This is a genomic window from Streptomyces sp. NPDC088915 (assembly GCF_044749825.1).
In the GTDB taxonomy this organism is placed as follows: domain Bacteria; phylum Actinomycetota; class Actinomycetes; order Streptomycetales; family Streptomycetaceae; genus Streptomyces.
Map to the genome: position 1 here is coordinate 86,577 of NZ_JBIVIR010000023.1, position 24,904 is coordinate 111,480.

Annotated in this window: 21 protein-coding genes; 11 read left to right on the forward strand and 10 right to left on the reverse strand. The window is 73.1% G+C overall.

Features of this window, described 5'->3' with window-relative positions; all coding sequences use genetic code 11:
* Positions 1-180: 180 nt before the first annotated feature.
* From ACIP5O_RS32900 to ACIP5O_RS32950, 11 genes are all read left to right on the forward strand, one after another.
* Positions 181-2,487, forward strand: a complete 2,307-nt coding sequence (locus ACIP5O_RS32900) for a right-handed parallel beta-helix repeat-containing protein (RefSeq protein WP_401300209.1) — start codon at positions 181-183, stop codon at positions 2,485-2,487.
* Positions 2,484-3,299 (forward strand): hypothetical protein, encoded by an 816-nt coding sequence (locus ACIP5O_RS32905; protein WP_401300211.1) that lies wholly within the window; start codon positions 2,484-2,486, stop codon positions 3,297-3,299. Before ACIP5O_RS32900 ends, ACIP5O_RS32905 begins: the two co-directional genes overlap by 4 nt.
* The gene (locus ACIP5O_RS32910; RefSeq protein ID WP_401300214.1) at positions 3,296-4,633 is read left to right on the forward strand and encodes a hypothetical protein; all 1,338 of its coding nucleotides are present in this window, start codon (positions 3,296-3,298) and stop codon (positions 4,631-4,633) included. The genes ACIP5O_RS32905 and ACIP5O_RS32910 overlap by 4 nt, the downstream gene beginning before the upstream one ends.
* Before the next feature lie 36 nt (positions 4,634-4,669).
* On the forward strand, positions 4,670-5,389 hold the full coding sequence (locus ACIP5O_RS32915) for a TetR family transcriptional regulator (protein WP_401300217.1): 720 nt from the start codon (positions 4,670-4,672) through the stop codon (positions 5,387-5,389).
* A gap of 59 nt (positions 5,390-5,448) precedes the next feature.
* Positions 5,449-7,089 (forward strand): flavin-containing monooxygenase, encoded by a 1,641-nt coding sequence (locus ACIP5O_RS32920; protein ID WP_401300220.1) that lies wholly within the window; start codon positions 5,449-5,451, stop codon positions 7,087-7,089.
* Positions 7,090-7,131: 42 nt separating this feature from the next.
* Positions 7,132-9,369, forward strand: a complete 2,238-nt coding sequence (locus ACIP5O_RS32925) for a molybdopterin-dependent oxidoreductase (RefSeq protein WP_401300222.1) — start codon at positions 7,132-7,134, stop codon at positions 9,367-9,369.
* Positions 9,370-9,579: 210 nt separating this feature from the next.
* Complete coding sequence (locus ACIP5O_RS32930) at positions 9,580-11,004, forward strand: CitMHS family transporter (protein WP_401300225.1); 1,425 nt, start codon at positions 9,580-9,582, stop codon at positions 11,002-11,004.
* A gap of 195 nt (positions 11,005-11,199) precedes the next feature.
* A complete protein-coding gene (locus ACIP5O_RS32935; protein ID WP_401300228.1) occupies positions 11,200-11,919 on the forward strand; it encodes a hypothetical protein in 720 nt (239 codons plus the stop codon).
* On the forward strand, positions 11,906-12,748 hold the full coding sequence (locus ACIP5O_RS32940) for a class F sortase (RefSeq protein WP_401300230.1): 843 nt from the start codon (positions 11,906-11,908) through the stop codon (positions 12,746-12,748). The genes ACIP5O_RS32935 and ACIP5O_RS32940 overlap by 14 nt, the downstream gene beginning before the upstream one ends.
* Before the next feature lie 493 nt (positions 12,749-13,241).
* Positions 13,242-14,633, forward strand: coding sequence for an aldehyde dehydrogenase family protein (locus tag ACIP5O_RS32945; RefSeq protein WP_401300233.1), 1,392 nt, complete (start codon positions 13,242-13,244; stop codon positions 14,631-14,633).
* Between the two features lie 49 nt (positions 14,634-14,682).
* Positions 14,683-15,771: a Zn-dependent alcohol dehydrogenase gene (locus ACIP5O_RS32950; protein ID WP_401300236.1), complete on the forward strand. Its 1,089-nt coding sequence runs from the start codon at positions 14,683-14,685 to the stop codon at positions 15,769-15,771.
* An 18-nt stretch (positions 15,772-15,789) separates the two neighbouring features.
* Here the strand turns inward: ACIP5O_RS32950 and ACIP5O_RS32955 are convergent, their stop codons facing one another.
* The 10 genes from ACIP5O_RS32955 to ACIP5O_RS33000 all read right to left on the reverse strand — a co-directional run bounded on the left by ACIP5O_RS32955 (position 15,790) and on the right by ACIP5O_RS33000 (position 24,821).
* On the reverse strand, positions 15,790-16,713 hold the full coding sequence (locus ACIP5O_RS32955; RefSeq protein ID WP_401300237.1) for a PDR/VanB family oxidoreductase: 924 nt from the start codon (positions 16,711-16,713) through the stop codon (positions 15,790-15,792).
* A gap of 50 nt (positions 16,714-16,763) precedes the next feature.
* Positions 16,764-18,221, reverse strand: coding sequence for a purine-cytosine permease family protein (locus ACIP5O_RS32960; protein WP_401300240.1), 1,458 nt, complete (start codon positions 18,219-18,221; stop codon positions 16,764-16,766).
* The gene (locus ACIP5O_RS32965) at positions 18,218-18,535 is read right to left on the reverse strand and encodes a Rieske (2Fe-2S) protein (protein WP_401300243.1); all 318 of its coding nucleotides are present in this window, start codon (positions 18,533-18,535) and stop codon (positions 18,218-18,220) included. Before ACIP5O_RS32965 ends, ACIP5O_RS32960 begins: the two co-directional genes overlap by 4 nt.
* Positions 18,532-19,401 carry an iron-containing redox enzyme family protein gene (locus ACIP5O_RS32970; protein ID WP_356546121.1) on the reverse strand — a complete coding sequence of 290 codons (870 nt, stop codon included), beginning with the start codon at positions 19,399-19,401 and terminating at the stop codon, positions 18,532-18,534. Before ACIP5O_RS32970 ends, ACIP5O_RS32965 begins: the two co-directional genes overlap by 4 nt.
* Positions 19,398-20,201, reverse strand: a complete 804-nt coding sequence (locus ACIP5O_RS32975; protein WP_401300246.1) for a dihydrodipicolinate synthase family protein — start codon at positions 20,199-20,201, stop codon at positions 19,398-19,400. The genes ACIP5O_RS32970 and ACIP5O_RS32975 overlap by 4 nt, the downstream gene beginning before the upstream one ends.
* A gap of 23 nt (positions 20,202-20,224) precedes the next feature.
* Positions 20,225-20,779: a DUF6190 family protein gene (locus tag ACIP5O_RS32980; RefSeq protein WP_401300248.1), complete on the reverse strand. Its 555-nt coding sequence runs from the start codon at positions 20,777-20,779 to the stop codon at positions 20,225-20,227.
* Complete coding sequence (locus tag ACIP5O_RS32985) at positions 20,769-21,947, reverse strand: aminotransferase class I/II-fold pyridoxal phosphate-dependent enzyme (RefSeq protein WP_125665007.1); 1,179 nt, start codon at positions 21,945-21,947, stop codon at positions 20,769-20,771. The genes ACIP5O_RS32980 and ACIP5O_RS32985 overlap by 11 nt, the downstream gene beginning before the upstream one ends.
* 262 nt (positions 21,948-22,209) lie before the next feature.
* Positions 22,210-22,911 carry a DsbA family protein gene (locus ACIP5O_RS32990; RefSeq protein ID WP_356546127.1) on the reverse strand — a complete coding sequence of 234 codons (702 nt, stop codon included), beginning with the start codon at positions 22,909-22,911 and terminating at the stop codon, positions 22,210-22,212.
* A gap of 36 nt (positions 22,912-22,947) precedes the next feature.
* Entirely contained in the window at positions 22,948-23,748 is an 801-nt protein-coding gene (locus ACIP5O_RS32995; protein WP_401300251.1) for an MBL fold metallo-hydrolase, read from the reverse strand.
* A 134-nt stretch (positions 23,749-23,882) separates the two neighbouring features.
* A complete protein-coding gene (locus tag ACIP5O_RS33000) occupies positions 23,883-24,821 on the reverse strand; it encodes a DMT family transporter (RefSeq protein WP_356546131.1) in 939 nt (312 codons plus the stop codon).
* Positions 24,822-24,904: the final 83 nt, after the last annotated feature.

Consider the following 24,904-nt stretch of genomic DNA (forward strand, 5'->3'; position numbering starts at 1 on the left):
TGTCCTGAGCCCGCAAGGGAATCCTATGGGAGACCGTAGGATTCCGCGCGCCTCCCGTCAACGGTGCACGGGTGCGGGAGTGCGGGAGTGCGGGGGGTGGGAGCGCGGGGGTGCGGGGGTACGGACCGATGTGTGCGCGAAGGGGTCAAAAAAGATGAACATTGCTCTACTCTCACGCGCATGTCCCGGACCCGAAGGTTCGTCCTCGCGCTCTCGGTCGTGCTCGCGGCGCTCGCCGCGACCCTCTTCACCGCCCCCGGGGCCCAGGCCCACGAGGAGCGGCCCGTCACCTTCCCCGACGGCTCCGGCAGCGTGCCGAAGCTCCGCACGGGTGAACCCGACCTCCTCGTCTGCAAGACCGACCGGGCCGACTTCGCGCGTCGGATCTCCGGCTTCCCGGCCGCCCTCAAGGCCCGCAACCTCGCCCTCTTCGAGCGCTGCGCCACCTCCGGACACCGCCACCTCCAACAGGCCGTCGACGCCGTCGACCGGCCCGGCCTCACGATCGCGATCCTCCCCGGCCTCTACGAGGAGGAACCCTCGCAACCCCCGCCCACCGGAGCCTGCGCCCGCCTGAAGGCCCCGAACTCCGCCCTCGGCTACCAGATCCTCAGCTACGAGCAGCAGCGGCAGTGCCCGCACAACCAGAACCTGGTCGCGATCCTCGGCAAGAAGGACCTCCAGATCGAGGGCACCGGCGCCTCCCGCCTCGACGTCGTCATCGACGCCACGTACCAGAAGCTCAACGCGATCCGCGCCGACGGCTCCGACGGCGTCTACTTCCGCAATTTCACCGCCCAGCGCACCACCTTCAACTCGTTGTACGTCCTCGCCGCCGACGGCTTCGTCATCGACGACGTCCTCACCCGCTGGAACGACGAGTACGGCTTCCTCACCTTCGCCTCCGACCACGGCCTCTACAAGAACTGCGAGTCCTACGGCAACGGCGACTCCGGCCTCTACCCGGGCTCGGCCTCGAACATCAACGACGGCCGCGGCTACGACGTCCCCCGCCACTCCATCGAGATCACCGGCTGCCGCAGCCACCACAACATGGTCGGCTACTCCGGCACCGCCGGGGACTCGGTCTGGGTCCACGACAACGAGTTCGACCACAACATGGGCGGCGCCTCCATGGACTCCGCCTTCCCCGGCCACCCCGGACTGCCCCAGAACCACGCCCGCTTCGAACGCAACCTGATCCACGACAACAACCAGAACTACTACCCGTACGTCGCCGACGGCACCTGCGCCAGGCCGCCCGTCGAACGCGGCTACGAGCGAGGCGTCGTCTGCCCCCAGATCTCCATGCCGCCCGGCACCGGCATCATCACCGCCGGCGGCAACTGGAACCTCTACGAGGACAACTGGGTCTACGGCCACCAGCGCACCGCCTTCTACCTGAACGCCGTCCCCGCCTTCATCCGCGGCGAGTCCGCCTGGGGCAAGCAGACCGACACCTCCCACCACAACCGCTACGCCGGCAACCACCTCGGCGTCGACCGCTCGGGCGCCTCCCGCCCCAACCGCACCGACGTCTGGTGGGACGGCCAGGGCGGCGGCAACTGCTGGCAGGCCGACGCGGGCGCCACCACCCCCGGCGCCCCACCCGAGTGCGGCGCCCGGCGCGGAGACGTCTCCGGCGCCGCCGACCGCCTCGTCGGCGAACCCGTCAAACTCGCCCAACTCCTCGTCTGCGCCGACTACGACGTCCAGGCCCGCCGCCTCCCGGCCGGCTGCGACTGGTACGGCGCCCGGGGCCTCCAGCGCGTCGAGACCCAACTCGCCCTCGGCAGCGCCCTCGTCCTCGCGCTCACCGGCGGCGCCCTGTGGTGGCGACGGCTGCGCGGCAACCGGCTCGCGGGCACCGCCACCCTCCTCGGCCTCGCGGGCCTCGCCCTGGACGTCGCCGGTTCGACCCTCGCCCTCACCCCGACCGCCGTCCCGGCCGTCGCCCTGCTGCTCACCGGCGTCTGGTGGACCCTCCTCGGCCTCACCCTGCGCCCCGTCCGCCCCGCCTTCGCCCTGACCACCGTGATCCTCGGCGCCCTCACCCTCCTCGACGCCTTCGACAAGGCGGTCCTTATGATCCCCGGCACCCCCGTGAGCCCCGCCTGGCTCCGCCTCCTCCTCGGCGTCGTCTGGGTCCTCTGGGCCGTGGTGGCGACGGGTGCTCGCCCTCCGGCCGGGGGGTCGGCGGGCGGGTCGACGGGAGGGACTGCCGGAGGGCCGGTCGGAAAGCCGGCCGAGCCCGGGGATGCGGTGGCCGGACCCGGGGGCGCCCCCACCTCCACTTCCGGTCCCGGCCCCGCCCCGGCCTCCGGTCCCGTCCCGACCTCCGGCTCTGGCCCCATTCCGGCCCCCGGCCCCGGCCCAGCCCCCGGCCCCATTCCGGCCCCCGGTTCCGGCCCCGCCCCAGCCTCCGGTCCCGTACCCCCGCAGGTCTCCGACGCCCGCCCCCCGCATCATGGGGAGGGACCCGCGTGAGGCGCGCACTCGGGGCGCCGTCCCCCGGGCGCAGGTTCGCTGGCCTCTGCCTGGCGCTCGCCCTGGCCGCCGTACCGGTCCTCGCGGGCTGCGGCGGCCGGCCCACCACCCACCACAAGCCCGGCACCGGCCACCAGGAGGCCACCGGCGGCAGCGGCACCCTGCTGCCGGCCCGGGACGAGGCCGGGCACCGGCTCAGGGAGCTTCCCGCGGCGGAAGCGCCCACCGTCCGGGCCGAGGTCCGCCCCGACTCCGAGGGCGGCTGGAACGTCCACCTCACCGTGGAGAGGTTCCTCTTCACCCCGGAGAGCACCGGCGGCGCGGCCGTCCCGGGCAGGGGCCACGCCCGCCTCCTGGTCGACGGCCGCGAGACCGGCCGCCTCTACGGCCCCTGGGGGTACGTACCGGCCGGCGCCCGCACCCTGACCGTCCGGCTCCACGCGGACGACCACACCGTCTGGGCCGTCGACGGCGCTCCCGTCCAGACCACCGTCCCCCTGGCCGGAGCCCCGGCCACGTCCGCCCCGCCGAGCCCCCGTCCCACCGCGCCGGGTCGGACCGTCACCCTCACCATCACCGGAAAGACCGTCCAACCACCCCCCTCCCGCATCGAATTGAAGAAGGGCGAACAGCTCACCCTCCGCGTCACCAGTGACCGCGACGACACCCTCCACGTCCACGGCTACGACCGTGAACTGCCGCTCTCCTCCGGCACGCCCGCCACCCTCACCCTCACCGCGGACCGCACCGGACTCTTCGAGGTCGAGACGCACGGTTCCGGACTCGTGCTGACCCAACTCGTCGTCCGATGACCACGGCCCTCGTCCAACTCCTCACCCCCGTCCCCGTCTCCGTTCTCGTCCCCGCACAAGCCCCTGTCCCCGCCCGGGTCCTCGCCCACGGCGTGGGCTCCCGGCACGACCTCCCCCTCTCCCCCTTCTACGCCTACGCCGGCGCCTTCGCCGCGCTCCTCGTCTCCTTCCTCGCCCTCGGCCTGCTCTGGTCCTCCTCCCGCTTCCGGGGCGACCTGGCCGGACGCCCGCTCCCCGCCGCCCTCCAACGGGCCGCCGACGCCCCGCCCACCCGCGCCGCCCTCCGGCTCCTCGGCGCCGTCCTCGCCCTCGTCTTCCTCCTCCACCTCCTCCTCGGCCCCGACGACCCGGACCGCAACCCCGCCCCCGGCGCCGTCTACGTCCTCCTCTGGGTCGGACTCGTCCCCGCCTCCCTCCTCCTCGGCCCCGTCTGGCGCCTGCTCAACCCCCTGCGCGTCCTCCACGCCCTCCACCCGCCGCGGAACCCCCGCCCGCTGCCCGCCGCCCTCGGCGTCCGTCCCGCCGCCGCGGGCCTCCTCCTCTTCACCTGGCTCGAACTCGTCGCCCCCGACAACACCTCCCGCACCACCCTCCTGATCGCCCTCGCCCTCCACGTCGGCGTCCACCTCCTGGGCGCCGCCCGCCACGGCGACCGCTGGTTCGCCCACGCCGACCCCTTCGAGGTGTACTCCTCCCTCCTCGCCCGGCTCTCCCCGCTCGGCCGCCGCGCCGACGGCCGACTGGTCCTGCGCTCTCCCTTCGACGGCCTCGACTCCACTCCCCGCATCCCCGGCCTCGTCGCCACCGTTTGCGTCCTCCTCGGCTCCACCGCCTACGACGGCCTCTCCGACAACCCCCGCTGGATCACCACCCTCCAGACCTCACCCCTCGGCCCCGTCCCCACCGCCACCCTCGGCCTCCTCGCCGCCGTGGCCCTCGCCGCCGCCTGCTACGGCCTCTGCGCCGGCGCCCTGCGTCTGGCGGACCGCGAACTCACCACCCCCCTCACCTCCTTCGCCCACTCCCTGCTGCCCATCGCCCTCGGCTATCTCACTGCCCATTACTTCTCACTCCTAGTCACTGAATTTTCACGTACGGTAATCATGGCAGGGGGCACTGACAACGCCCCCTCGCCCGCCCCGCCCCTGAGTCCCGGCGGTCTCGCGACCCTTCAAGTCACCGCCGTCGTCACCGGTCACGTCCTCGGCGTCGTCGCCGCCCACGACCGGTCCGTGCGCCTGTTCCCGCCGGCCCGGGCCGTGGCGGGCCAACTCCCCCTGTTCGTGCTGATGATCGCGTACACCCTCGGAGGCATCGGCCTCCTCGTCGCCTGAGGCCCCGGCTTCGCCCGCCCCCGCCGGAGCGGCATCATGGACCCCGTGTCCCAGACCCGCCCCCAGACCGCTCCGGCGCTCCGCCGTGCCCCCGTGCAGCAGCGCAGCGCCGAGCGGCTCGCCCGGATCCTCGACGCCTGCGCCGTACTCCTCGACGAGACCGGGTACGAGCGGCTGAGCACCCGGGCCGTCGCCGCCCGCGCCGGCGTTCCCATCGGCTCCGTCTACCGCTTCTTCGGCAACAAGCGGGCGATGGTCGCGGCCCTCGCCCTCCGCAACCTCGACCGGTACGCCGAGCGGGTCTCCGAGCGGCTCGCCGCGACGCCGCCCCTCGACGCGTACGGGGCCATCGACGGCGTCCTCGACGAGTTCATCGCGATGAAGCGGACCGTTCCGGGCTTCGCCCTCGTCGACTTCGGCGTGCCCGCCGCCGCGCCCGGGGAGGTCCCGGGCGGTACCTCCGACGAGGCCCCCGGCACCGAGGGGGACGCCGACGGCAAGAGCGACGGGGAGGGCGGCTCGCGCGGTGAGTCCGAGGACCCGAATCGGCTCGTCGCCGAGCGGATCTGCGGGCTCCTCGCCACTCATCTGGGCCGCCCCGCCGACGAGGAGCTGCACCGGAAGGTGCTCGTCGGGGTGGAGACCGCCGACGCCCTCGTCCGGCTCGCCTTCCGCGCGGACCCCGCCGGGGATCCGGCGCTCGTCCACGAGACCCGCCTCCTCCTCTACGCGTACCTGGCGCCCTCCCTCTCGTAACGGCGGCAGCCGCCCGCCCCGCCCGTCCCCGCCCCCTCGTCGTCCGGAGTTGTCGCCCCATGTCCGCCTCCTCGGCTCCGCCCGTCGCCGAACACCTCGACGTCCTGGTCGTCGGCGCCGGGATCTCCGGCATCGGGGCCGGTCGCCATCTAAAGACCGAGCTGCCGTCGAAGACCTTCGCGATCCTGGAGGCCCGGGCGGCCTCCGGCGGGACCTGGGACCTGTTCCGCTATCCGGGGATCCGGTCCGACTCGGACCTGCACACCTTCGGCTACGCGTTCAAGCCGTGGCGAGACGAGCAGTCCATCGCCGACGCGCCCCGGATCCTGTCGTACCTGCGCGAGACCGTGGTCGAGAACGGGCTCGACGACCACATCCGCCACCACCACAAGGTGCTCTCCGCGTCCTGGTCGAGCGACCGGGCGCGGTGGACGGTGCACGTCGAACGCGCCGACACCGGAGAGCGGACGACGCTGACGTGCTCTTGGCTGTTCTGCGCGAGCGGCTACTACCGCTACGACCAGGGGTTCACCCCGCACTTCGAGGGCCGGGAGCGCTTCCGCGGCACGATCGTGCACCCGCAGCACTGGCCCGAGGACCTCGATCACGCCGGCAAGCGGGTGGTGGTGATCGGCAGCGGCGCCACCGCGGTCACGCTGCTGCCCGCGATGGCCGGGACCGCCGCGCACGTGACGATGCTCCAGCGGACCCCGTCGTACATCATGCCGGTGTCGAAGAACGACGTGATCGCCAACGCCCTGAAGAGGTACCTCGGGCAGGAGCGGGGCTACGCGCTGACCCGGCGCAAGAACATCGCCCAGCAGCGCTTCGTCTGGACCTTCTGCCGGCGGTACCCGAAGGCCGCGCGCCGGTTCATCCGCCGGGTCAACGCCAGGCAGCTGCCCGAGGGGTATCCGGTCGACGAGCACTTCAACCCGCCGTACGACCCCTGGGACCAGCGTCTGTGCGCCGCGCCCGACGGGGACCTGTTCCAGGCCATCCGCGCCGGAAGGGCCTCGGTCGTCACCGACCGGATCGCCACCTTCACCGAGGACGGGGTACGGCTGGAGTCCGGCCGCGAGCTCGGGGCCGACGTCGTCGTCACCGCGACCGGTCTGAACGTCCAGGTGTTCGGCGGGATCCGGATCACCGTCGACGGCGAGGAGGCCCGTCCCTCCGACACCGTCGCCTACAAGGGCATGATGCTCTCCGGGGTGCCCAACCTCGCCTTCTCGATCGGCTACACCAACAGCTCCTGGACGCTGAAGGTCGGCCTGCTGTGCGAGCACTTCTGCCGGCTCCTCGCCCACATGGACGCCACCGGCCACGACGTCTGCCGGCCCGAGCCGGCCGATCCGGCGATGCCGACCCGGCCGTTCCTCGACTTCGGCGCCGGTTACATCGAGCGCGCGGTCGACCGACTGCCCCGGCAGGGCGACAGGATGCCGTGGCTGACCTCGATGGACTACCACTCGGACATCAGGCTGCTCCGCGCCGACAGCGTCGTCGACCCGGAACTGCACTTCACCCGGGCCGGTGCCGGTGCCGGTGCCGGTACCGGTGCCGGTGCCGGTGCCGGTGCCGAGGCTGGGACCGGCGTCGGGACTGAAGGTGAGCCCGAGACCGAGACCGAGACCGAGCCCGAGACCGGGACCGGAGCCGTCCGTGACGCGACGACCACCTCCCGGCACGCGGTGTGAGAGGTGCGAGCACGCCCCTCCCCACCCTCCCTACCGGTCGGTATGCTCGGCGCCACCCGACACACCCAGGGAGACGCCGTGTCCACCGCCCTGCGCATCTGCCCCCTCTGCGAAGCGACCTGCGGACTGACCCTGACGCTCGAAGGGACCCGGGTCACCGGCGCACGCGGCGACCGCGACGACGTCTTCAGCAAGGGGTTCGTCTGCCCCAAGGGCGCCGCGTTCCCCGAGGTCGACGCCGACCCGGACCGGCTCCGCCGCCCCCTGGTCCGCAAGGACGGCGAACTCCGCGAGGTCGACTGGGCCGAGGCGTTCGACACGATCGCCTCCCGAATCCGTCCGATCGTCGAGGAGTACGGGCCGGACGCGGTGGGTATCGTCCTGGGCAACCCCAATGTGCACACGATCGCCGGAGCCCTCTACCCGCCCCTGCTCGTCGGCGCGCTGCGCACCAGGAACCTCTTCACGGCGTCCACGCTCGACCAGATGCCCAAGCACGTGTCCAGCGGCCTGCTCTTCGGGGACCCCCTCGCCGTCCCCGTGCCGGACCTGGACCGCACCGACCACCTGCTGATGCTCGGAGCCAACCCGCTGGACTCCAACGGCAGCCTGTGCACCGCCCCCGACTTCCCCGGCCGGCTCAAGGCGCTCCGCCGGCGCGGCGGCACCCTCACCGTCGTCGACCCCCGGCGCACCCGCACCGCGCGCCTCGCCGACCGGCACGTCGCGATCCGCCCCGGCGCCGACGCCCTGCTCCTCGCCGCCCTCGTCCACACCCTCTTCGCGGAGGACCTCACCGACCTCGGACCGCTCGCCGCCCACGTCGAGGGCGTCGAGGAGGTACGGGACGCGGTACGGGAGTTCAGCCCCGAAGCGGTCGCCGCCGCCTGCGACGTGGACGCCGCCACCCTCCGCACCCTCGCCCGGGAGCTCGCCGCCGCGCCCACCGCCGCCGTCTACGGGCGGATGGGCAGCTCCACCGTGGCGTACGGCACCCTCGCCAACTGGCTGGTCGACGTCCTCAACGTCCTCACCGGCAACCTAGACCGGCCCGGCGGCGCGCTCTTCCCGCTCTCCGCCACCGCGCCCGCCCCGCGCCCCGCCGGGCCCGGCGGGGGCTTCGCCCTCGGCCGCCGGCACAGCCGGGTCTCGCACCACCCCGAGGTGAAGGGAGAGCTGCCGCTGGTCGCGCTCGCCGAGGAGATCGAGACCCCGGGGGAGGGGCGCGTCCGCGCCCTCGTCACCATCGCCGCCAACCCCGTCCTGTCCGCCCCCGACGGAGACCGCCTCGACGCGGCCCTCGGCTCCCTCGACCTCATGGTCGCCATCGACCCGTACCTCAACGAGACCACCCGCCACGCCGACGTCCTGCTGCCACCGCCCCCGCCCTCGCAGAGCGCCCACTTCGACTTCGCCTTCAACGGGTTCGCCGTCCGCGACCAGGTCCGCCACACCCCGGCGGCCGTTCCCCTCGAAGCAGGCCGGATGGACGAGTGCGAGATCCACGCCCGGCTGGTCCTCGCCGTCTCGGGCCTCCACGGCGCGCCGCCCTCCGCCGTGGACGACCTCGCCGTCCGCACCACCCTCGCCAAGGCCGTGACGCAGGAGCACTCGCCGGCGTACGGCGCCGACCCCGAGGAGTTCGCGGCCCGGCTCACCGGGGACACCGGGGCCGAGCGGCGGCTCGACCTGATGCTGCGGCTCGGCCCGTACGGGCTCACCCTCGACGAGCTGAAGGCGCACCCGCACGGCATCGACCTCGGACCGCTGAAGCCCCGGCTGCCCCGGCTCCTCAAGACCCGCAGCGGACGGATCGAGCTCCTCCCCGCGCCCCTCGCCGCCGACCTGCCCCGGCTGCGCGCCGCGCTCGACGCCGTACCCGACCCGGACGCCCTCCGGCTCGTCGGGCGCAGGCACCTGCGCTCGAACAACAGCTGGCTGCACAACACCCCCGCGCTCGGCGGCGGCTCGAACCGCTGCACCCTCCAGGTGCACCCCCGGGACGCGGACCGGCTGCGGCTGACCGACGGCGGGCTCGCCCGGGTCAAGGGGGAGGGCGGTGAGCTGGAGGTGCCGGTCGAGGTCACCGACGGGGTGCGCCCGGGCGTGGTGAGCCTCCCGCACGGCTGGGGACACGACCGGGCGGGCACCCGGCTCGCCGTGGCGTCCGCCCGCCCCGGCGTCAACGTCAACCAGCTGCTCGACGGGACGCGGATCGACCCCCTCTCCGGCACCGCCGTGCTCAACGGCTTCCCCGTCGAGGTGTCGCCGCTGCCGTGAACCGGGCGCCGTCCTGCCGTGCCCCGGACGCCGCCCGGCCGTCCCCCGGAGCGGCGCCCCGCCGTGCCTCCGAGCCGTACCCCTTTATTGACCTGGGGTTTTGCTCTTATTGCTCACGCGTCAACACCTTGTTAACGGCGGAAGGGGGCACCTACCGTCATCCGGACCGCCGCTCGGCGGCAGTTCAAGGGTGAACGTGAGGTGTCCTCCATGCTGACCGTCCTCGGCTTCGCCATGATCGCGACCTTCCTGGTCCTGATCATGACGAAGAAGATGTCGCCGATCGCGGCGCTCGTGCTGATCCCCGCACTCTTCTGCGTCGTGGTCGGGCAGGGCGCCCGGCTCGGCGACTACGTCATCGACGGCGTCGGCAACCTGGCGCCGACGGCCGCGATGCTGATGTTCGCGATCGTCTACTTCGGCGTCATGATCGACGTCGGTCTCTTCGACCCGATCGTCCGGGCCATCCTGCGCTTCTGCAAGGCCGACCCCGTGCGGATCGTCGTGGGCACCGCGGTGCTCGCCGCGATCGTCTCCCTGGACGGCGACGGCTCCACCACCTTCATGATCACCGTCTCGGCGATGTATCCGCTCTACAAGCGGCTCGGGATGAGCCTGGTCGTCATGACGGGCGTCGCCGCCACCGCCAACGGCGTCATGAACACCCTGCCCTGGGGCGGTCCCACCGCCCGCGCCGCGACCGCCCTGAAACTGGACGCCGCCGACATCTTCGTGCCGATGATCCCCGCGCTCGGCGCGGGCCTGCTCTTCGTCTTCTCCCTCGCGTACGTCCTCGGCCGCCGCGAGCGCAAGCGCATCGGCTACCTCACGCTCGACGAGGCCCTGGTGCCGGAGATCGACACGGTGCTGGCCACGGCCGGCGGCGGGAACGGGGGCGCCGCCGCCCAGGCCGGTGCCGGGACCGGCACCGGGACTGGGACTGGGACCAACGCCGGTGCCGGGGCCGGTACGGAGGAGGGGGGCGGCGACGGGTTCCAGGGGCTCGACCCGGAGCGTGCCACGCTCCGGCCCCGGCTGTACTGGTTCAACGCCGGTCTGACGGTCGTGCTGCTCAGCGCGATGATCCTCGAACTGCTGCCGATCCCGGTGCTGTTCCTCCTCGGCGCCGCCCTCGCGCTCACCGTCAACTACCCCAACATGGCCGAGCAGAAGGCCCGCGTCGCCGCCCACGCCGAGAACGTCCTCAACGTCTCCGGCATGGTCTTCGCCGCCGCCGTCTTCACCGGCGTCCTCACCGGCACGGGCATGGTCAAGCACATGGCGGACTGGCTCGTCGGCGCGATCCCCGAGGGCATGGGGCCGCACATGGGCCTGGTCACCGGCGTGCTGAGCCTCCCGCTCACCTACTTCATGTCGAACGACGGCTTCTACTTCGGCGTGCTGCCGGTCCTCGCGGAGGCGGGCGCCGCCCACGGCGTGTCGTCCCTGGAGATCGCCCGGGCGTCGATCGTCGGCCAGGCCCTGCACATGTCGAGCCCGCTGGTGCCGGCGGTGTACGTGCTCGTGGGCATGGCGAAGGTGGAGTTCGGCGACCACACCAGGTTCACGGTGAAGTGGGCCGCGCTGACCTCGCTGGTCGTCCTGGCGGCGGCGGTCCTCTTCGGGATCGTCTGACGAGGTCGGACCCGGCGGATCCCGGCCGGGCCCGGCAGGTTCCGGGAGGGTTCAGGGCGGGTCGGGCGGCCTCTGAGCCGGACGGGCGACTCGGAGATCGACACGAGCATGTCGCCACCCTCCGCAGTGATGTGATGACTGATAGTCGGATTATCGGTTGAAACACCCGACATGTCCTTTCCTGGAGGAACCCGCATGCCTGCTCGTGCTCTCCGCCCCCTCGCCGCCACCCTCGCGGCCACGGCCGCCTTCGGCGGCCTCGCCCTCGCCGGCGCCCCGTCCGCGTTCGCCGCACCCGGCGACAACGGCGACATCAAGGTCCACAAGGTCGGCACCCCCTACGGCGACCTGAACGACGAGGCGAGGGTCTGCAAGTTCTACCTCGCGGCCTTCAACTTCGACATCCTCGACGAGGTGAGCTGGGAGATCACCCCGCAGCCGCCCCGTCCGGAGGTCCCCAGCCTCAGCGGCCGCGTCGCCCTGAACACCGGCATGGGCCACAGCAGCCCGCTGTCGCTGCCCGAGGGACAGTACCGGGTCACCTGGACCTTCCCGGGCGCCGCCGCCACCGGCAAGCAGAAGGTCTTCACGGTCGACTGCCACGGCAACGGACCGGGCGGACGGCCGGGCAACGGCCCGAACAACGGCCAGGGCAACAACCACTCCGGCGCCAACAACAACTGGTCCGGCAGCGACAACAACAGCAACAACAGCAACAACAACTGGTCCGGCAGCGGCCAGGGCCGGCCCCCGCAGGGCGCGGTGGGCGCGGGCGGCGGCGGCAGCGTGGAGCTCGCCGCGGCCGAGGACTCCTCCGCGTTCGGCGTCGGAGCGGCCGTCGCCGCCGGTCTCGCCGGCACGGCCGGACTGGTCATGATCCGCCGCTCGCGCCGCCGCAACGATGGCGCCGCGTAGGTCCCGCATCACGCGCAGGCGACGGCGCCTGTTCCGGCTCGCCAGGACCGTGACGGTGGTCGTGGTCCTGGTGGTCGGGGGCTTCTGGTGGTCGGGTGACGAGGAGCCCGCCGCCCCGTCCCTCGCCGCCGCCCCGGTGGCCGGTCGGGCCGGTGGCGCCGGGGCGGAGGGAGCGGCGGCCGGAGCGCCGGCCGCCCTGGACCACAAGGCGGAGCCCGAGGCCCCGCCGGAGCGCACGCCCCCTTCGGAGAGCGCCCCCTCTCCGAAGGGCGGGCCCTCCCCGAAGGCGGCCCCGAAGGCCGCGCCCGCGCCGAAGGCCGCACCCCGGCCGAAGGACGCGTCCCGGCAGGCCCCCGCGTCGCTTCCCCGCTCGCGTCCCACCACCGTCGCCGTCCCGGCCATCACCATCGAGGCGCCCGTGACCGACCTCGGCCTCGACGCCGAGGGACGGCTCGCCGCCCCGCCGGTCGACAACCCCAGGATCGTCGGCTGGTACGCCAAGGGCCCCACGCCCGGCGAGCGCGGGACCGCCGTCGTCGTCGGTCACCGCGACACCCGCACCGGCCCCGCGGTCTTCCTCAACCTCGGCGTGCTCAACCCCGGCAACACCGTCCGGGTCGCCCGCGCCGACGGCAAGGTCGCCGTCTTCACGGTCGACCGCGTCAAGACGTACGCCAAGGACGGCTTCCCCGACAAGGAGGTGTACGGCGCCACCGGGCGGCCCGAACTGCGGCTGCTCACCTGCGGCGGATCCTTCGACCGCAAGACGGGGTACGACGCCAACATCGTCGTCTTCGCCCACCTCACCGACATCGCCCAGAAGATCTGACGCCCCGGAGCCCGGGACCTCCACGGTGCGAACCGCCGGAAGGTTCGAACCACCGGAAAGCTCGAACCACCGGAACACCCGAACCACCGAAGCACCCGAACCACCGGAACGTCCGGCCGACGGATCCCAGCCGCTCCGTCGACCCCCTCCCGCCGCGTCCGGCGGGCCGCGCCACCCGGCGCGCGCCCCGCCGGACGCGGCGGCGTGTCCGGGGAGCACGCGCCGGACGGGCACGCGTCGGGCGACGAGGCGGAACGGCCCGGTTCCGGCACTCCCCGCCTGTCCGGTCCCACCGTGGACGGCGCCGGGCCCGGGGCGGCACGATCGACTCCGTACCGAAACCCCGTACTGAAACCCCGTACTGAAACCCCGTACCGACTCCGTACCGGTCGCGGACTGAGACCCGGGGCACGCTCCGCCACCCTGGCGCCGGAAAACTAACGGCGCTAGTTTGGGTGGGCGACGAACCCGTCGGCAACGTGAGGAGACAGGGATGAAGGCGCACGACGCGATGTACATCGGCGGGGAGTGGCGCCCCGCCTCCTCCACGGAGACCATCGCGGTGGTCAACCCGGCGGACGAGCAGGTCATCGGCCACGTCCCGGCCGGCACCGCCGAGGACGTCGACGCCGCCGTACGCGCCGCCCGCGCCGCGCTGCCCGGCTGGGCCGCCACCCCGCCCGCCGAGCGCTCCGCCCGCATCGCCGCCCTGCGCGACGCGCTCGCCGCCCGCGCGGAGGAGATCGCCGCCACCGTCACCGCCGAGCTCGGCGCCCCGCCGCAGCTCGCCGCCGCCGTCCACGCCGGACTGCCGATCGCCGTCGCCGGCACGTACGCCGAACTCGCCGCCACCCACCCCTTCGAGGAGAAGGTCGGCAACTCCACCGTCTACGCCGAGCCGGTCGGCGTCGTCGCCGCGATCACCCCCTGGAACTACCCGCTCCACCAGATCGTCGCCAAGGTCGCCCCGGCCCTCGCCGCCGGCTGCACCACCGTCCTCAAGCCCGCCGAGGACACCCCGCTCACCGCACAGCTCTTCGCCGAGGCCGTCCACGAGGCGGACCTGCCCGCCGGCGTCTTCAACCTGGTCACCGGCCTCGGCCCGGTCGCGGGCCAGGCGCTCGCCGAGCACCCGGACGTCGACCTCGTCTCCTTCACCGGCTCCACCGCCGTCGGCCGCCGCATCGGCGCCCTCGCGGGCGGCGCGGTCAAGCGGGTCGCCCTCGAACTCGGCGGCAAGTCCGCCAACGTCATCCTGCCGAGCGCCGACCTGCCCAAGGCCGTCGCCGTCGGCGTCGCCAACGTCATGTCCAACTCCGGCCAGACGTGCAGCGCCTGGACCCGCATGCTGATCCCCGCCGACCGCTACGAGGAGGCCGTGGCGCTCGCCGCCGAGGCCGTCGCCAAGTACGTCCCCGGCGAGCGCGTCGGCCCGCTGGTCAACGCCAAGCAGCAGGAGCGCGTCCGCGACTACATCGAGAAGGGGATCGAGGAGGGCGCCCGGCTCGTCGCCGGCGGCCCCGAGGCCCCGCGCGAGACCGGCTACTACGTCTCCCCGACCGTCTTCGCCGACGTCACCCCGGACATGACCATCGCCCAGGAGGAGATCTTCGGGCCGGTCGTCTCGCTCCTGCGGTACGAGGACGAGGAGGAGGCCCTCGCCCTTGCCAACGGCACCGTCTACGGCCTCGCCGGGGCCGTCTGGGGCGACCCCGGGGAGGCCGTCGCCTTCGCCCGCCGCATGGACACCGGCCAGGTCGACATCAACGGCGGCCGCTTCAACCCGCTGGCCCCCTTCGGCGGCTACAAGCAGTCCGGCGTCGGCCGGGAGCTGGGCGCGCACGGCCTCGCCGAGTACCTCCAGACCAAGTCCCTGCAGTTCTGAGCCCGTTCGCCCCCCCTCCCGCAGTTCCGAGCCCCGAGGAGCACCGCACGTGAGCCCGATCCGCGCCGCCGTCCTGCCCGCCGTCGGCGCTCCGCTGGAGATAGCCGACATCGAGCTCCCGGAGCCCGGCCCCGGCCAGGTCCGGGTCCGCCTCGCCGCCGCCGGGGTGTGCCACTCCGACCTCTCCCTCTCCAACGGCACCATGCGCGTACCGGTCCCGGCCGTCCTCGGCCACGAGGGCTCGGGCACCGTCGTCTCCGTCGGCGAGGGCGTCACGCACGTCGCCCCCGGCGACGAGGTCGTCCTCAACTGGGCGCCCTCCTGCGGCACCTGCCACCCCTGCTCGCTCGGGGAGGTCTGGCTCTGCGCCGACGCCCTGACGGGTGCGGGCAACGTCCACGCCCGCACCCAGGACGGCACCGAGCTCCACCCCGGACTCAACGTCGCCGCCTTCGCGGAGGAGACGGTCGTCGCCGCCCGCTGCGTCCTGCCCGTGCCCGACGGCGTCCCGCTCGCCGACGCCGCCCTGCTCGGCTGCGCCGTCCTCACCGGCTGGGGCGCGGTCCACCACTCCGCCCGGGTCCGGGAGGGCGAGACCGTCGCGGTGTACGGCGTCGGCGGCGTCGGTCTCGCCGCGCTCCAGGCCGCCCGGATCGCGGGCGCCTCGACGATCGTCGCCGTGGACGTCTCCCCGGAGAAGGAGGCCCTCGCGAGGGCGGCCGGGGCCACCGAGTACGTCGTCGCCTCCGACACCACGGCGAAGGACGTCCGGAAGCTGACCGGCGGGCAGGGCGTCGACGTGGCCGTGGAGTGCGTGGGCCGCGCCGTCACCATCCGCACCGCCTGGGAGTCGACCCGGCGCGGCGGCCGGACCACGGTCGTCGGCATCGGCGGCAAGGACCAGCAGGTCACCTTCAACGCCCTGGAGATCTTCCACTGGGGCCGCACCCTGGCCGGCTGCGTCTACGGCAACTCGAACCCGGCCGAGGACCTGCCGGTCCTCGCCGAGCACATCCGGGCCGGACGGTTCGACCTGGGATCCCTCGTCACCGAGCGGATCACCCTGGACGGCATCCCCGGCGCCTTCGACAACATGCTCGCGGGCAGGGGCGGCCGGGCCCTGGTCGTCTTCCCCTGAGACCCGTACGGACCCCGGTCACAGGTCGAGGGTGAGGCGTGGGCCGCGCGAGCGGCCCACGCAGATCATCATCGAGGTCCCCGCCGCCCTCTCCTCCTCGCCGAGGACGGAGTCGTGGTGCTCGGGCGTCCCCGCGAGCACCTTCGTCTCGCAGGTGCCGCACCAGCCCTCCTCGCAGGAGTACGCCACGCCCGGCACCACCTCCCGCACGGCGTCGAGCAGGCTCCGCCCCGGCTCCACCCGGACCGTCCGCCCGCTCCGGCGCAGCTCCACCTCGAAACCGCCACTGGAGCCCTCGGAGCCGTCGGAGGCAGCCGCCCCGAACCGCTCCGTGTGCAGCGCCCCCTCCCAGCGCTCCTCCACCGCCCGCAGCAGCCCCTCCGGACCGCAGCAGTAGACGGCCGTCGACGGAGGCAGCCCCCCGAGGGCGGCGTCCAGGTCGAGGAGCCCCTCCGTGTCCTGCGGCACCAGCGTCACCCCGGGCAGCCCCGCCAGCTCCTCGCGGTACGCCATCGACGCCAGGCTCCGGCCCCCGTAGAGCAGGGACCAGGAGCCCGGGGGCAGGGAACGGACCATCGGAAGGAGCGGGGTGATGCCGATGCCGCCCGCGACGAACAGGTACCGCTCGGCGGGCACCAGCGGGAAGCGGTTGAACGGCCCCCGCACCCCGAGGACCGTGCCCGGCCCCACGGAGGCGTGCACCTCCTCCGAACCGCCCCGGCCCGCCGGCTCCCGCAGCACCCCGAGCCGGTAGGCGCCCCGGTCGCCCGGGTCGCCGCACAGCGAGTAGTGCCGGACCGCCCCGGACGGCAGGGTGACCTCCAGGTGCGCGCCGGGCTCCCACGGGGGCAGGTCGGCGCCCTCGGGGTCGGCGAGCAGGAGCCCCAGGACGCCCTCGGCCTCCCGGACGACCGACCGGACCGTCAGCCGGAACACGGACATGCGACACCTCGCAGCAGAGAGGAACAGAACGGAGGGGAACGGGTACGGGGTCAGCGCGCGGCGCCCGCCGGCGACGGGAGCAGCGGCTCCGGCCACACCCGGCACAGCACCCCGTACAGCACCGCCGCCACCGTGAAGGAGGCCGGCAGGCTCAGGTCCACGCCGCCGGTGAGGTCGGTCAGCGGGCCGACGTACAAGGGGTTGTTGACCCACAGGATCCCGACGGCGGAGCCCGCCGCGAAGGCGGTGGCGGCCCGCGGGTTGACCCCGCGGACGTACCAGTACCGCCCGCCCCCGCCCGTGGTGAAGGAGCGCAGCGCCTCCGCGTCGTACCGGCCCCGGTGGAGCCCGTACCCGACGAAGAGCACGGCCGCCCACGGCGCGACGACGGTGAGCAGCAGCGTCACGAACGCCGACATCGCGTTCATGGCGTCGTACACCACCGCCCCCAGGTACAGCACGGCCCCGGCGAGCAGCGCGACCACCGTGGTCACCGCCGCCCGGGAGGAGCGCCAGAACACCGAGTTGGCGGAGAGCCCCGCCGCGTACAGGCAGAGGCCGGCCTGCGGCAGGGTGCCCGCGAAGCCGAAGAGCACCACCGCCACCGCGAACCAGCCGGGCACCGCGTCGGTCAGGCCCTGGAGCCACGGCTCGTCGGGCACGGGGAAGAGAGTCGTCACGTACGCGCCGGTGAGCAGCGCGGCGAGACTGCTGAGGAACATGGCCGTGCCGCTCGCCCGGGCGACCCGCCCCGGCCGGACGGAGGCCGGCATGAAGCGGGTGTAGTCGCCCTGGAAGGTGGCGTAGGACAGCGGCACGGTCGCGGAGGCGGTCGCCGCCAGCAGCCAGGTGTGCAGGACGCCGTCCAGGGCGAGCGGACCGCCGCCGTACCCCGGGTCGAAGTCCGGGGCCAGGACGAGGACGGTGCCGAGCAGGACCGCCCCGCCGGTGACGGCGGTGATCCGGTACGTGCGGACGAGGGTCTCGTGGCCGCGCACGGCCACCAGCGCGACCGCCGCCGCCGTCACGAGCATCGCGACGGTCAGCGCCCCCGGACCCGTCGGGGTGGAGAGCAGCCGGTGCCCCGCCACCATGACGGCGGTGCCGCCGGTCCACACGGCGATGGCGAAGAAGCCGAGCGCGGTCACCACCGTGAGGACGTTGCCGACGACCCTGCCCCGCACCCCGAAGTGCGCCCCGCTGGAGACGGGGTCGTTGGTGCCGGTGCGGACGCCGAACCGGGCCAGCGGCGCGAGCAGCACCGTGCCGACGGCGACGCCCACCGCGATGGCGCTCGCCGAGGCCCACCAGCCGAGGCCGAAGACCACGGGCAGCGCGCCGAGCACGACCGTGCCGAACGAGAACTGCGCGGACGGCCAGATCCAGCCGAAGTCGGCCGGGGACGAGGTGCGTTCGGCATCGGGCACGGGCGCGACGCCGTCGTGCCCGGCCGTGGCCGCACGGGGCGGCGTCGCGGTGGACGCCGCCCCGGTCGGTGTGGTGGTCACGGGGCGCCTCCGGGGGCGGGGTCGGGAGCGGTGACGTCCTGGCCGGGCAGGACGTCGACCACCCGGAGGGCGGCGCACGCCGCCCCCGAGAGGCGCTCCCCGCTGGTCAGGTCGAAGGTCGTGTGGTGCAGGGGGCAGGTGATGCGCAGCCTGTCCCCGTCGACCCTGCCGTACTTGAGCCGGCCCCCGCGGTGGGGGCAGACGGCGGCCGCGAGGACCTTGCGGCCGCCGGTCTCGACCAGGACCAGGTCCTCGGTCACCTGGCGGACGACCGGCTCGTCGTCCCGCCGCCGTCCGACGGGCACGGCCGTCATGCGACGGTCTCCCGCGCCCGCGCCACGGCCGCCTCCGTGGCCGTGCCGACGATGTCGGAGGCCAGCCGCACGCCCGCCCAGATCTTCGCGAGGTCCGGCTCGTCGAGCGCGCGGATCGCCGTCCGCATGTGACTGCTGTGGTACGCGTCGATGTAGAGGTGCTCGGTGTAATAGGCGTCGTTCCTGATCCCGAGCCGCCGGGCCGCCCGCGCGAAGCTCTGGAAGGCGTACAGGACGCTGGTCTCGAAGTAGGCGTACGCGCCCAGGAAGTACTGGGGCGAGGGCGCCCGGCTCGCCAGCCAGTGGAACATGTTGACGTACGCGTAGCACTCGGGGACCGTCTCGTCGAGGTAGTCCTCCGGGCGCAGGCTCAGGCCGAGTTCGGTCAGCAGGTCCCGGTAGAGCTGGGAGTGCGCCTTCTCCTCGTTGCCGCAGCCGAGTTCGTCGATGAGGACCCGGAAGACCGCCATCGCCGAGCGGTACGGCAGCCGGGGCACGACCGGCAGCAGGGACTCGGACTCGGTGAGCCCGTCCAGGGCGAACTGCCGCACCACCGTCGTGAACTGCTCCAGGGTGGCGTGCTCGGCGAGGAAGGTGGCGCTCTCGGGGAGCGCGGCCTCCTCCTCGGCGAGGAAGTCCTTCAGCGCGCCGAGGAGTTCGCCGACCGAGCCGAACCGGGGCGCGGACGCCTCGTACGCCCGCGCCTTGGGCAGGATCCAGCGCTCCTCGATCGCGGCCATCGACCCGTGGTCCCCGAGGGTGGGCACCCGCCGGTAGAGGGCGTGCAGTTCGCGCTGGGCGGTCGCGGCCGGGGCCGTGACCGAGTGCGCGGCCACGGGGGCGGAGGCGGAGGGGAGGCCGCTCATGCCGCCTTCGCCTCCTCGTGGACGGTGGGCGAGGAGATCACGCCGCGCTCGTGCAGCTCCTTCTTGACCCAGCGGTACCAGTCGTCGCGGAAGACGCCGTACCGCTCGCAGACGGCGTTGAGCTCCGCCTGGCGCTCCGGGGTGGGGTCGACCAGCATCGCGTTGCACAGGGCGGGTTCGAGGTTGGCCAGCGGGCCGATGAAGCCGTCGACGCCGCGGACGTCGGCGAGGAGGTTCTCCCAGCCCTCGAAGACCGGGATGCCGGTGCCGGCGTCGGCCGTCTTCCGGGTGAAGGCGGCGTCGCCGCTCGACTCCTTGATGCCGACGATCCCGGGGATCTCGCAGATCCGCAGCAGGGTGTCGAACTCGATGCGGTTGCCCGACAGCGCCTCCTCGTTGTAGAGGAAGACCGGTATGTCGAGGGCGGCCCGGATGGCCCGGTAGTGCTCGACGATCCCGTCCTGCGTCACGTCGGCGCCGAACGGGGTCGTGACCACGACGGCGTCGACGCCGAGCTCGACGGCGGTGCGGGCCCGGTCGATCACCGAGGCGGTGTCGGGGAGCTGGATCCCGGCGAGGACGGGCAGCCCGCCGGCGTGTCTCACGGTGTACGCGACGACGTCCCGCCACTGCCGGGCGTCGAGCCTCCAGCCCTCGCCGGAGGTCAGGGCCGGCATGAGGCCGGTGACCTCGGCGCGGACGTGGTCCACGAGGCGGGCGACGCTCTGCTCGTCGACGGTGCCGTGCTCGTCGAGGGGGGTGATCAGCGGGACGATCGTCCCGGAGTAGGTGCCAGACATGGAGGGGCCTTTCCGAGGTCCGTTCAGAGGGTGTCGGAGGGGACCGTCAGCACCAGCGACCGCCGGTAGAGGTCCTCCAGGTACGCGGGGAACGCCGGCTCCCCGTCGGGGTCCCCGCCGGGGGAGGGAGCGCCCGCCGGCGCGGCCGGGACGAGCGGTGCGACCGGCAGGCCGGCCGTCCGCAGCAGTCGGGGGCTCGCCGTGTGCAGGGTGCCCCCGCGGTGGACGACCTGGGCGAGCAGCAGCCGCTCGTGGGCGGGCAGGCCGTCCAGCTCGGGCGCGGTGAAGGCCCGGCGGACGTCCGCCTCCTCGTAGCCGATCCGCTCGACGGCGAGGTCGGTGTGGAGGACGTCCATGAAGGGGTAGTACTCGTCCTGCGTCTTGCGGTCGTACCCCCACACGAGGTCGTCGCAGCGGCCGACCTGCTCCCAGCTCATGACGACCCGGCCGGCCTTCCCGGCGGCGAGCCGGCCGGTGAAGAAGGCCTTGGCGGCGCGCCGGACGGCGTCGTCCTCGCTGTGCATGCCCATGAAGAGGGCGGCGTCCACGAAGGTCGGGGCGTCGGTGTCAGGCCGCATAGCGCTCGAGCACCTTCCGCATCCGGTCCATGGCGCCGGCGAACACCTCGGGCTCGCGGGCCAGGGCCAGCCGGACGTACCGCTCGCCCTTCTCCTTGCTGTTCCAGTAGAAGAAGGTGCCCGGCAGGACGTACACCTCCTCGTCGAAGAGGACGGCCTGGAGCCGGGTGGCGGTCAGTTCCTCGGAGGTGATCCGGAACCAGGCGACGCTGGTGCCGACGACCGGCTCCTGGAACTCCAGGATCGTGCCGTCGAGGGCGGCGCGGGCGGCCGCGGCGTTGGTGGTGATGATGTCGCGGACGGAGGCGAAGCCGTCGGCGATGGAGTCCTCGACGTACTGCGTGACCATGTTGAGGACGAAGGGCGAGACGTTCAGGAGGACGCTGGTGTGGAGGTTGTAGACCTCCTCCTGGATGTTCCGGCTGGCGGTGATCATGGCGCACTTGGCGTCCTGGATCGGCCAGGTCTTCCCGGTGTCCTCCATGACCATGTACGTGACGCCGGACTCCTCCAGGAGTTCGTAGACGTCCACCCGGCCGATGCCCTCGTCGCACAGCGCGAAGGAGGCGAAGCAGAAGTCCATCACCAGGACCTTGTCGTGGTCCACGCAGTAGCGGACGACCTCGCGGAAGCCCTCCAGCTTCTCGGCGAGCAGGGTGAAGCCGGTGGGGTTGTTCGGGTCGACGAGGTAGATCGCGTCCGCGTCGATCGCCTCGGCCAGCCGGTCGTAGATGGCGTCCTTGTCGTGCAGCACCGACTCGTCCACGGGACCGAGCGGCACCTGCATGTTGCGCAGCAGGTCCACGAGGTTGTCGAAGCAGGGCTCGACCAGCTGGACGGACATGCCGCGCTGCTTGAGGAACATGCCGGCGACCATGGTCGAGACGCTGGCGGAGTACGACAGGAGCGTGCGGTCCATGGCGCGGGCGGTCGGCTGCCGGTGCAGCCGGAAGAACGCGTCCAGGAACCGGCGCTCGAAGTGGGCCTGCTGCTTCGACTCGGACTCGTGCCACAGCTCGGGGAGCCGCGAGACGATCCGCTCCTGGGAGGCGGACTGACGCTGGTGGGTGTGCGCGTCGGCCAGGTTGAACCGGGTCTTCAGGGCTTCGATCTCGTGCTGGGTGAGGTCGACGAACGTGCTGACGTCTGCCTTGTCGGTCAACGACATGAAGAGCTCCCGCTGTCGATGCGAATCTGCGTCCGGAATTCCGGCGGCGGGGACGACTGTAGGAGCTTCGAGTGCCCTTGCGAATAACGGCCGGGTCACGCAATTAATAATCACCGCGATGTTATGAACGCGAAAAAAAGGTACGACGGCCAGGCATTCCTCCCGGAGGAACGCCTGGCCGTCGTACCCGATGTTCGGTCGATTATGGAAGGGAATTCAACTGTGCGGCGGGCGGTATTCGGTGGACGGTATTCGGCGGACGCTATTCGGTGGCGGCCTGGAGCAGGATGTCCTCGTACACCTTCGGGTCGTCGGAGGCGATCACCGGCCAGCCGATGCCGTACGCGCCCTCCCAGCCCACGTCGATGCCGGGGTTGGCGTGGTCGGAGCCGTCGGACAGGAACAGGTGGGGGCTGCAGTTGATCCGGTCGGTCCGGGAGAGCGCGGCCTGGTCCGCGAGGTCCCGGCGGGCCCGCCCGTCGTCCAGCGCCTCGGTGAGCGCGTCGACGTCCACCGCGCCGGTGTCCGCGGCCACGTCCAGGATCACCTTGCGGTGGCTGATGCACCGCGACTCGGCCCAGAAGGCCCGGCGCAGCCCGAGGTCGAGCTGCTCCGACGCGTGCAGACCCTGCTCCTTGGCGGCGAGGACCGCCTCCAGGGCGGGCAGCGTCGTCGAGGGGTACAGCCAGTCCTTGGCCTGCCAGAGCTGCCAGCCGGCGGCCGGCTCCAGGCTGGCCATCCGGGCGACCTCGCTGTCCGTGCCGGGGCGCGGGCTCGGGGCGTCGTTCAGCAGCTCCAGCGGGAAGGCGCGCAGGTCGAAGGAGACCTGCTCCTCCAGGCCCAGGCGGGCCCGGGTGGTGTGCAGCCGGTGGACGGCGATGTGCGCGAAGGAACACCAGATGTCGGAGAAGACGGTGACGACCCCGCGCGGCGGGGTCGGGTCGGTGAGGACGGAGTCGGACATGGTTCTCCTCGGTTCGTGTGCGGGCGGAGCGGGGGCTCAGCCGGAGGGGGACTCGTGGGCGTCGAGCGCCGCCTCGAGGTCGAGGTCGGCGCCGGGCAGCCAGGCGGGCAGGGAGGGGATGCGGGCCATGGCGTCGAAGAGCCGGGGCACGGCGTCGCCGCGCACGGTCGGCCCGTGCGCGCTCAGCAGGCGCGCGGGCCGCAGGGCGGCGAGCTCGCGCACCGGGCGGAGGAACTTCGCCTCGTCGACGAGCGCGGTCCAGGGGGCTATCGCCCGGTTCAGGACCTCGAAGCCGTGGAAGAACTCCTCCTCGGCGAGCTCGGTGAAGTCCTCCGTTATCTCCTCCACGACGGTGCCGAAACTGTCGGAGCTGTAGAGGGTGCCGTCGGAGTGGTCGAACACGGCGAGGGTTCCGGGCGAATCGAACGTGGGCGGCCGGTGAAAACTCAGCTCGCGGTCGCCTGTTTTGATCCGGCTTCCCGGGTTCGCGGTCACCAGGCGTTCCTGCGGAATGCCGAATTCCTCGGACATGCGTGTCACCGATATCGCGTTGGCGAGCACCCTGGCGTTCGGCGCGGCCTCCAGGAGGCTGGCGAGGGCGCCGGTGTGGTCGCGGTCGTCGTGGGTGACGACGATCCAGCGCAGCTCGGCGGGGTCGATCAGCGACCGGAGGGAGTCCAGGAAGCCCTCCCGGTCGACGGGCATGCCGGTGTCCACCAGGACGGGCTGTCCGGACCGTAGGAGGAAGGCGTTCACCGGCTGGTCGCCGAGGCCGGGGATGGGCAGGGCCGAGGGGAGGACGTGGATGTCCGGCCCGGCGGTGTAGGACGCTTTCATGACGCACCTTTCATGACGCACCTCACGGCGCGCCGTTGCGGGCGCGCCTCCTGCGGCGCGTCTTCCGCGACGCGCCGGACGGGTCGGACGGGCCGGAGCCCCCGGGCGGGGGCCCCGGGGGCTCCGGCCCGGGTTCAGACGAGCTGGATGGTCAGGGAGCCGGCGATCAGCAGGGCGAGACCCAGGGCGCGCGGCTTGGTGAGGGAGCGCTGCGGCAGCTTGAACAGGCCCTTGTGGTCGATGAGGGCGGAGGTGAGCTGCTGGCCCGTCACGGTGAGGGCGATGGTCACCGCCGCGCCGATGGACGGGATGAGCAGGAAGGTGCCGGTGACGTAGGCGGCGGCGCAGGCGCCACCGAGCCAGCCCCACCAGGGCATCTTCTTCAGCGGGGCGATCTTGGGCTTCGGGGTGCGGCGCGTCGCGTAGAGCACGAGCAGGACGACGGCGATGGTGAAGGTCGCCACGGCGAAGCTGATCACCGCGACGGTGATGGGCTCCTTGAGCTGGGCGCGCAGCTGGGCGTTGACCGCGCCCTGGATCGGCAGCACGCCGCCGGCCACGACGCCGAGGGCGAGCCAGCCGGCGCGGCCGGCGCTCGACATCCTGGGGGCGCCGGCGGGGGCCGCGGCCTTCATGCCCCGGATGATCACGACGATGCCCGCGAGGACCGCCACGGCGCCCAGGACGATGCCGGCGCTGAGCTCCTTCCGCTCCAGGCCGAGGAGGCCGAAGAGGTCGAGCGCGAGCGAGGCGAACATCTGGCCGGTGACGAAGAGCCCCACGGCGGCGAGGGCGCCGAGCCGGGGGAAGAGCAGGATGCCGCTGGTGATGTAGAGCGGGCTGGCGAGCCCCCCGAGCAGTTGCCAGGGCTCGACGTCGGGCAGCTTGCCGAGCGCGCCGAGCGCGCCGGCCGCCACGGCGAGGACGACGAGCAGGCCGGTGGCGACGCCGAGCTGGATGGTCGAGGCGCCGTAGGGGGTGCCGACGGCCGAGTTGAGCTGGAGGTTCACCGAGGCCTGGACGGCCAGGAGGCAGCCGACCAGCAGGGCCGCGGCGAGGAGCGCGGTGTGCATGGGATCTCCCTGGGGCGGGATGGCGAGCGGTAAGTGGACACTGAGTCCGTTTAGCATGCCACTCGACACGGCAAGTGGACAAG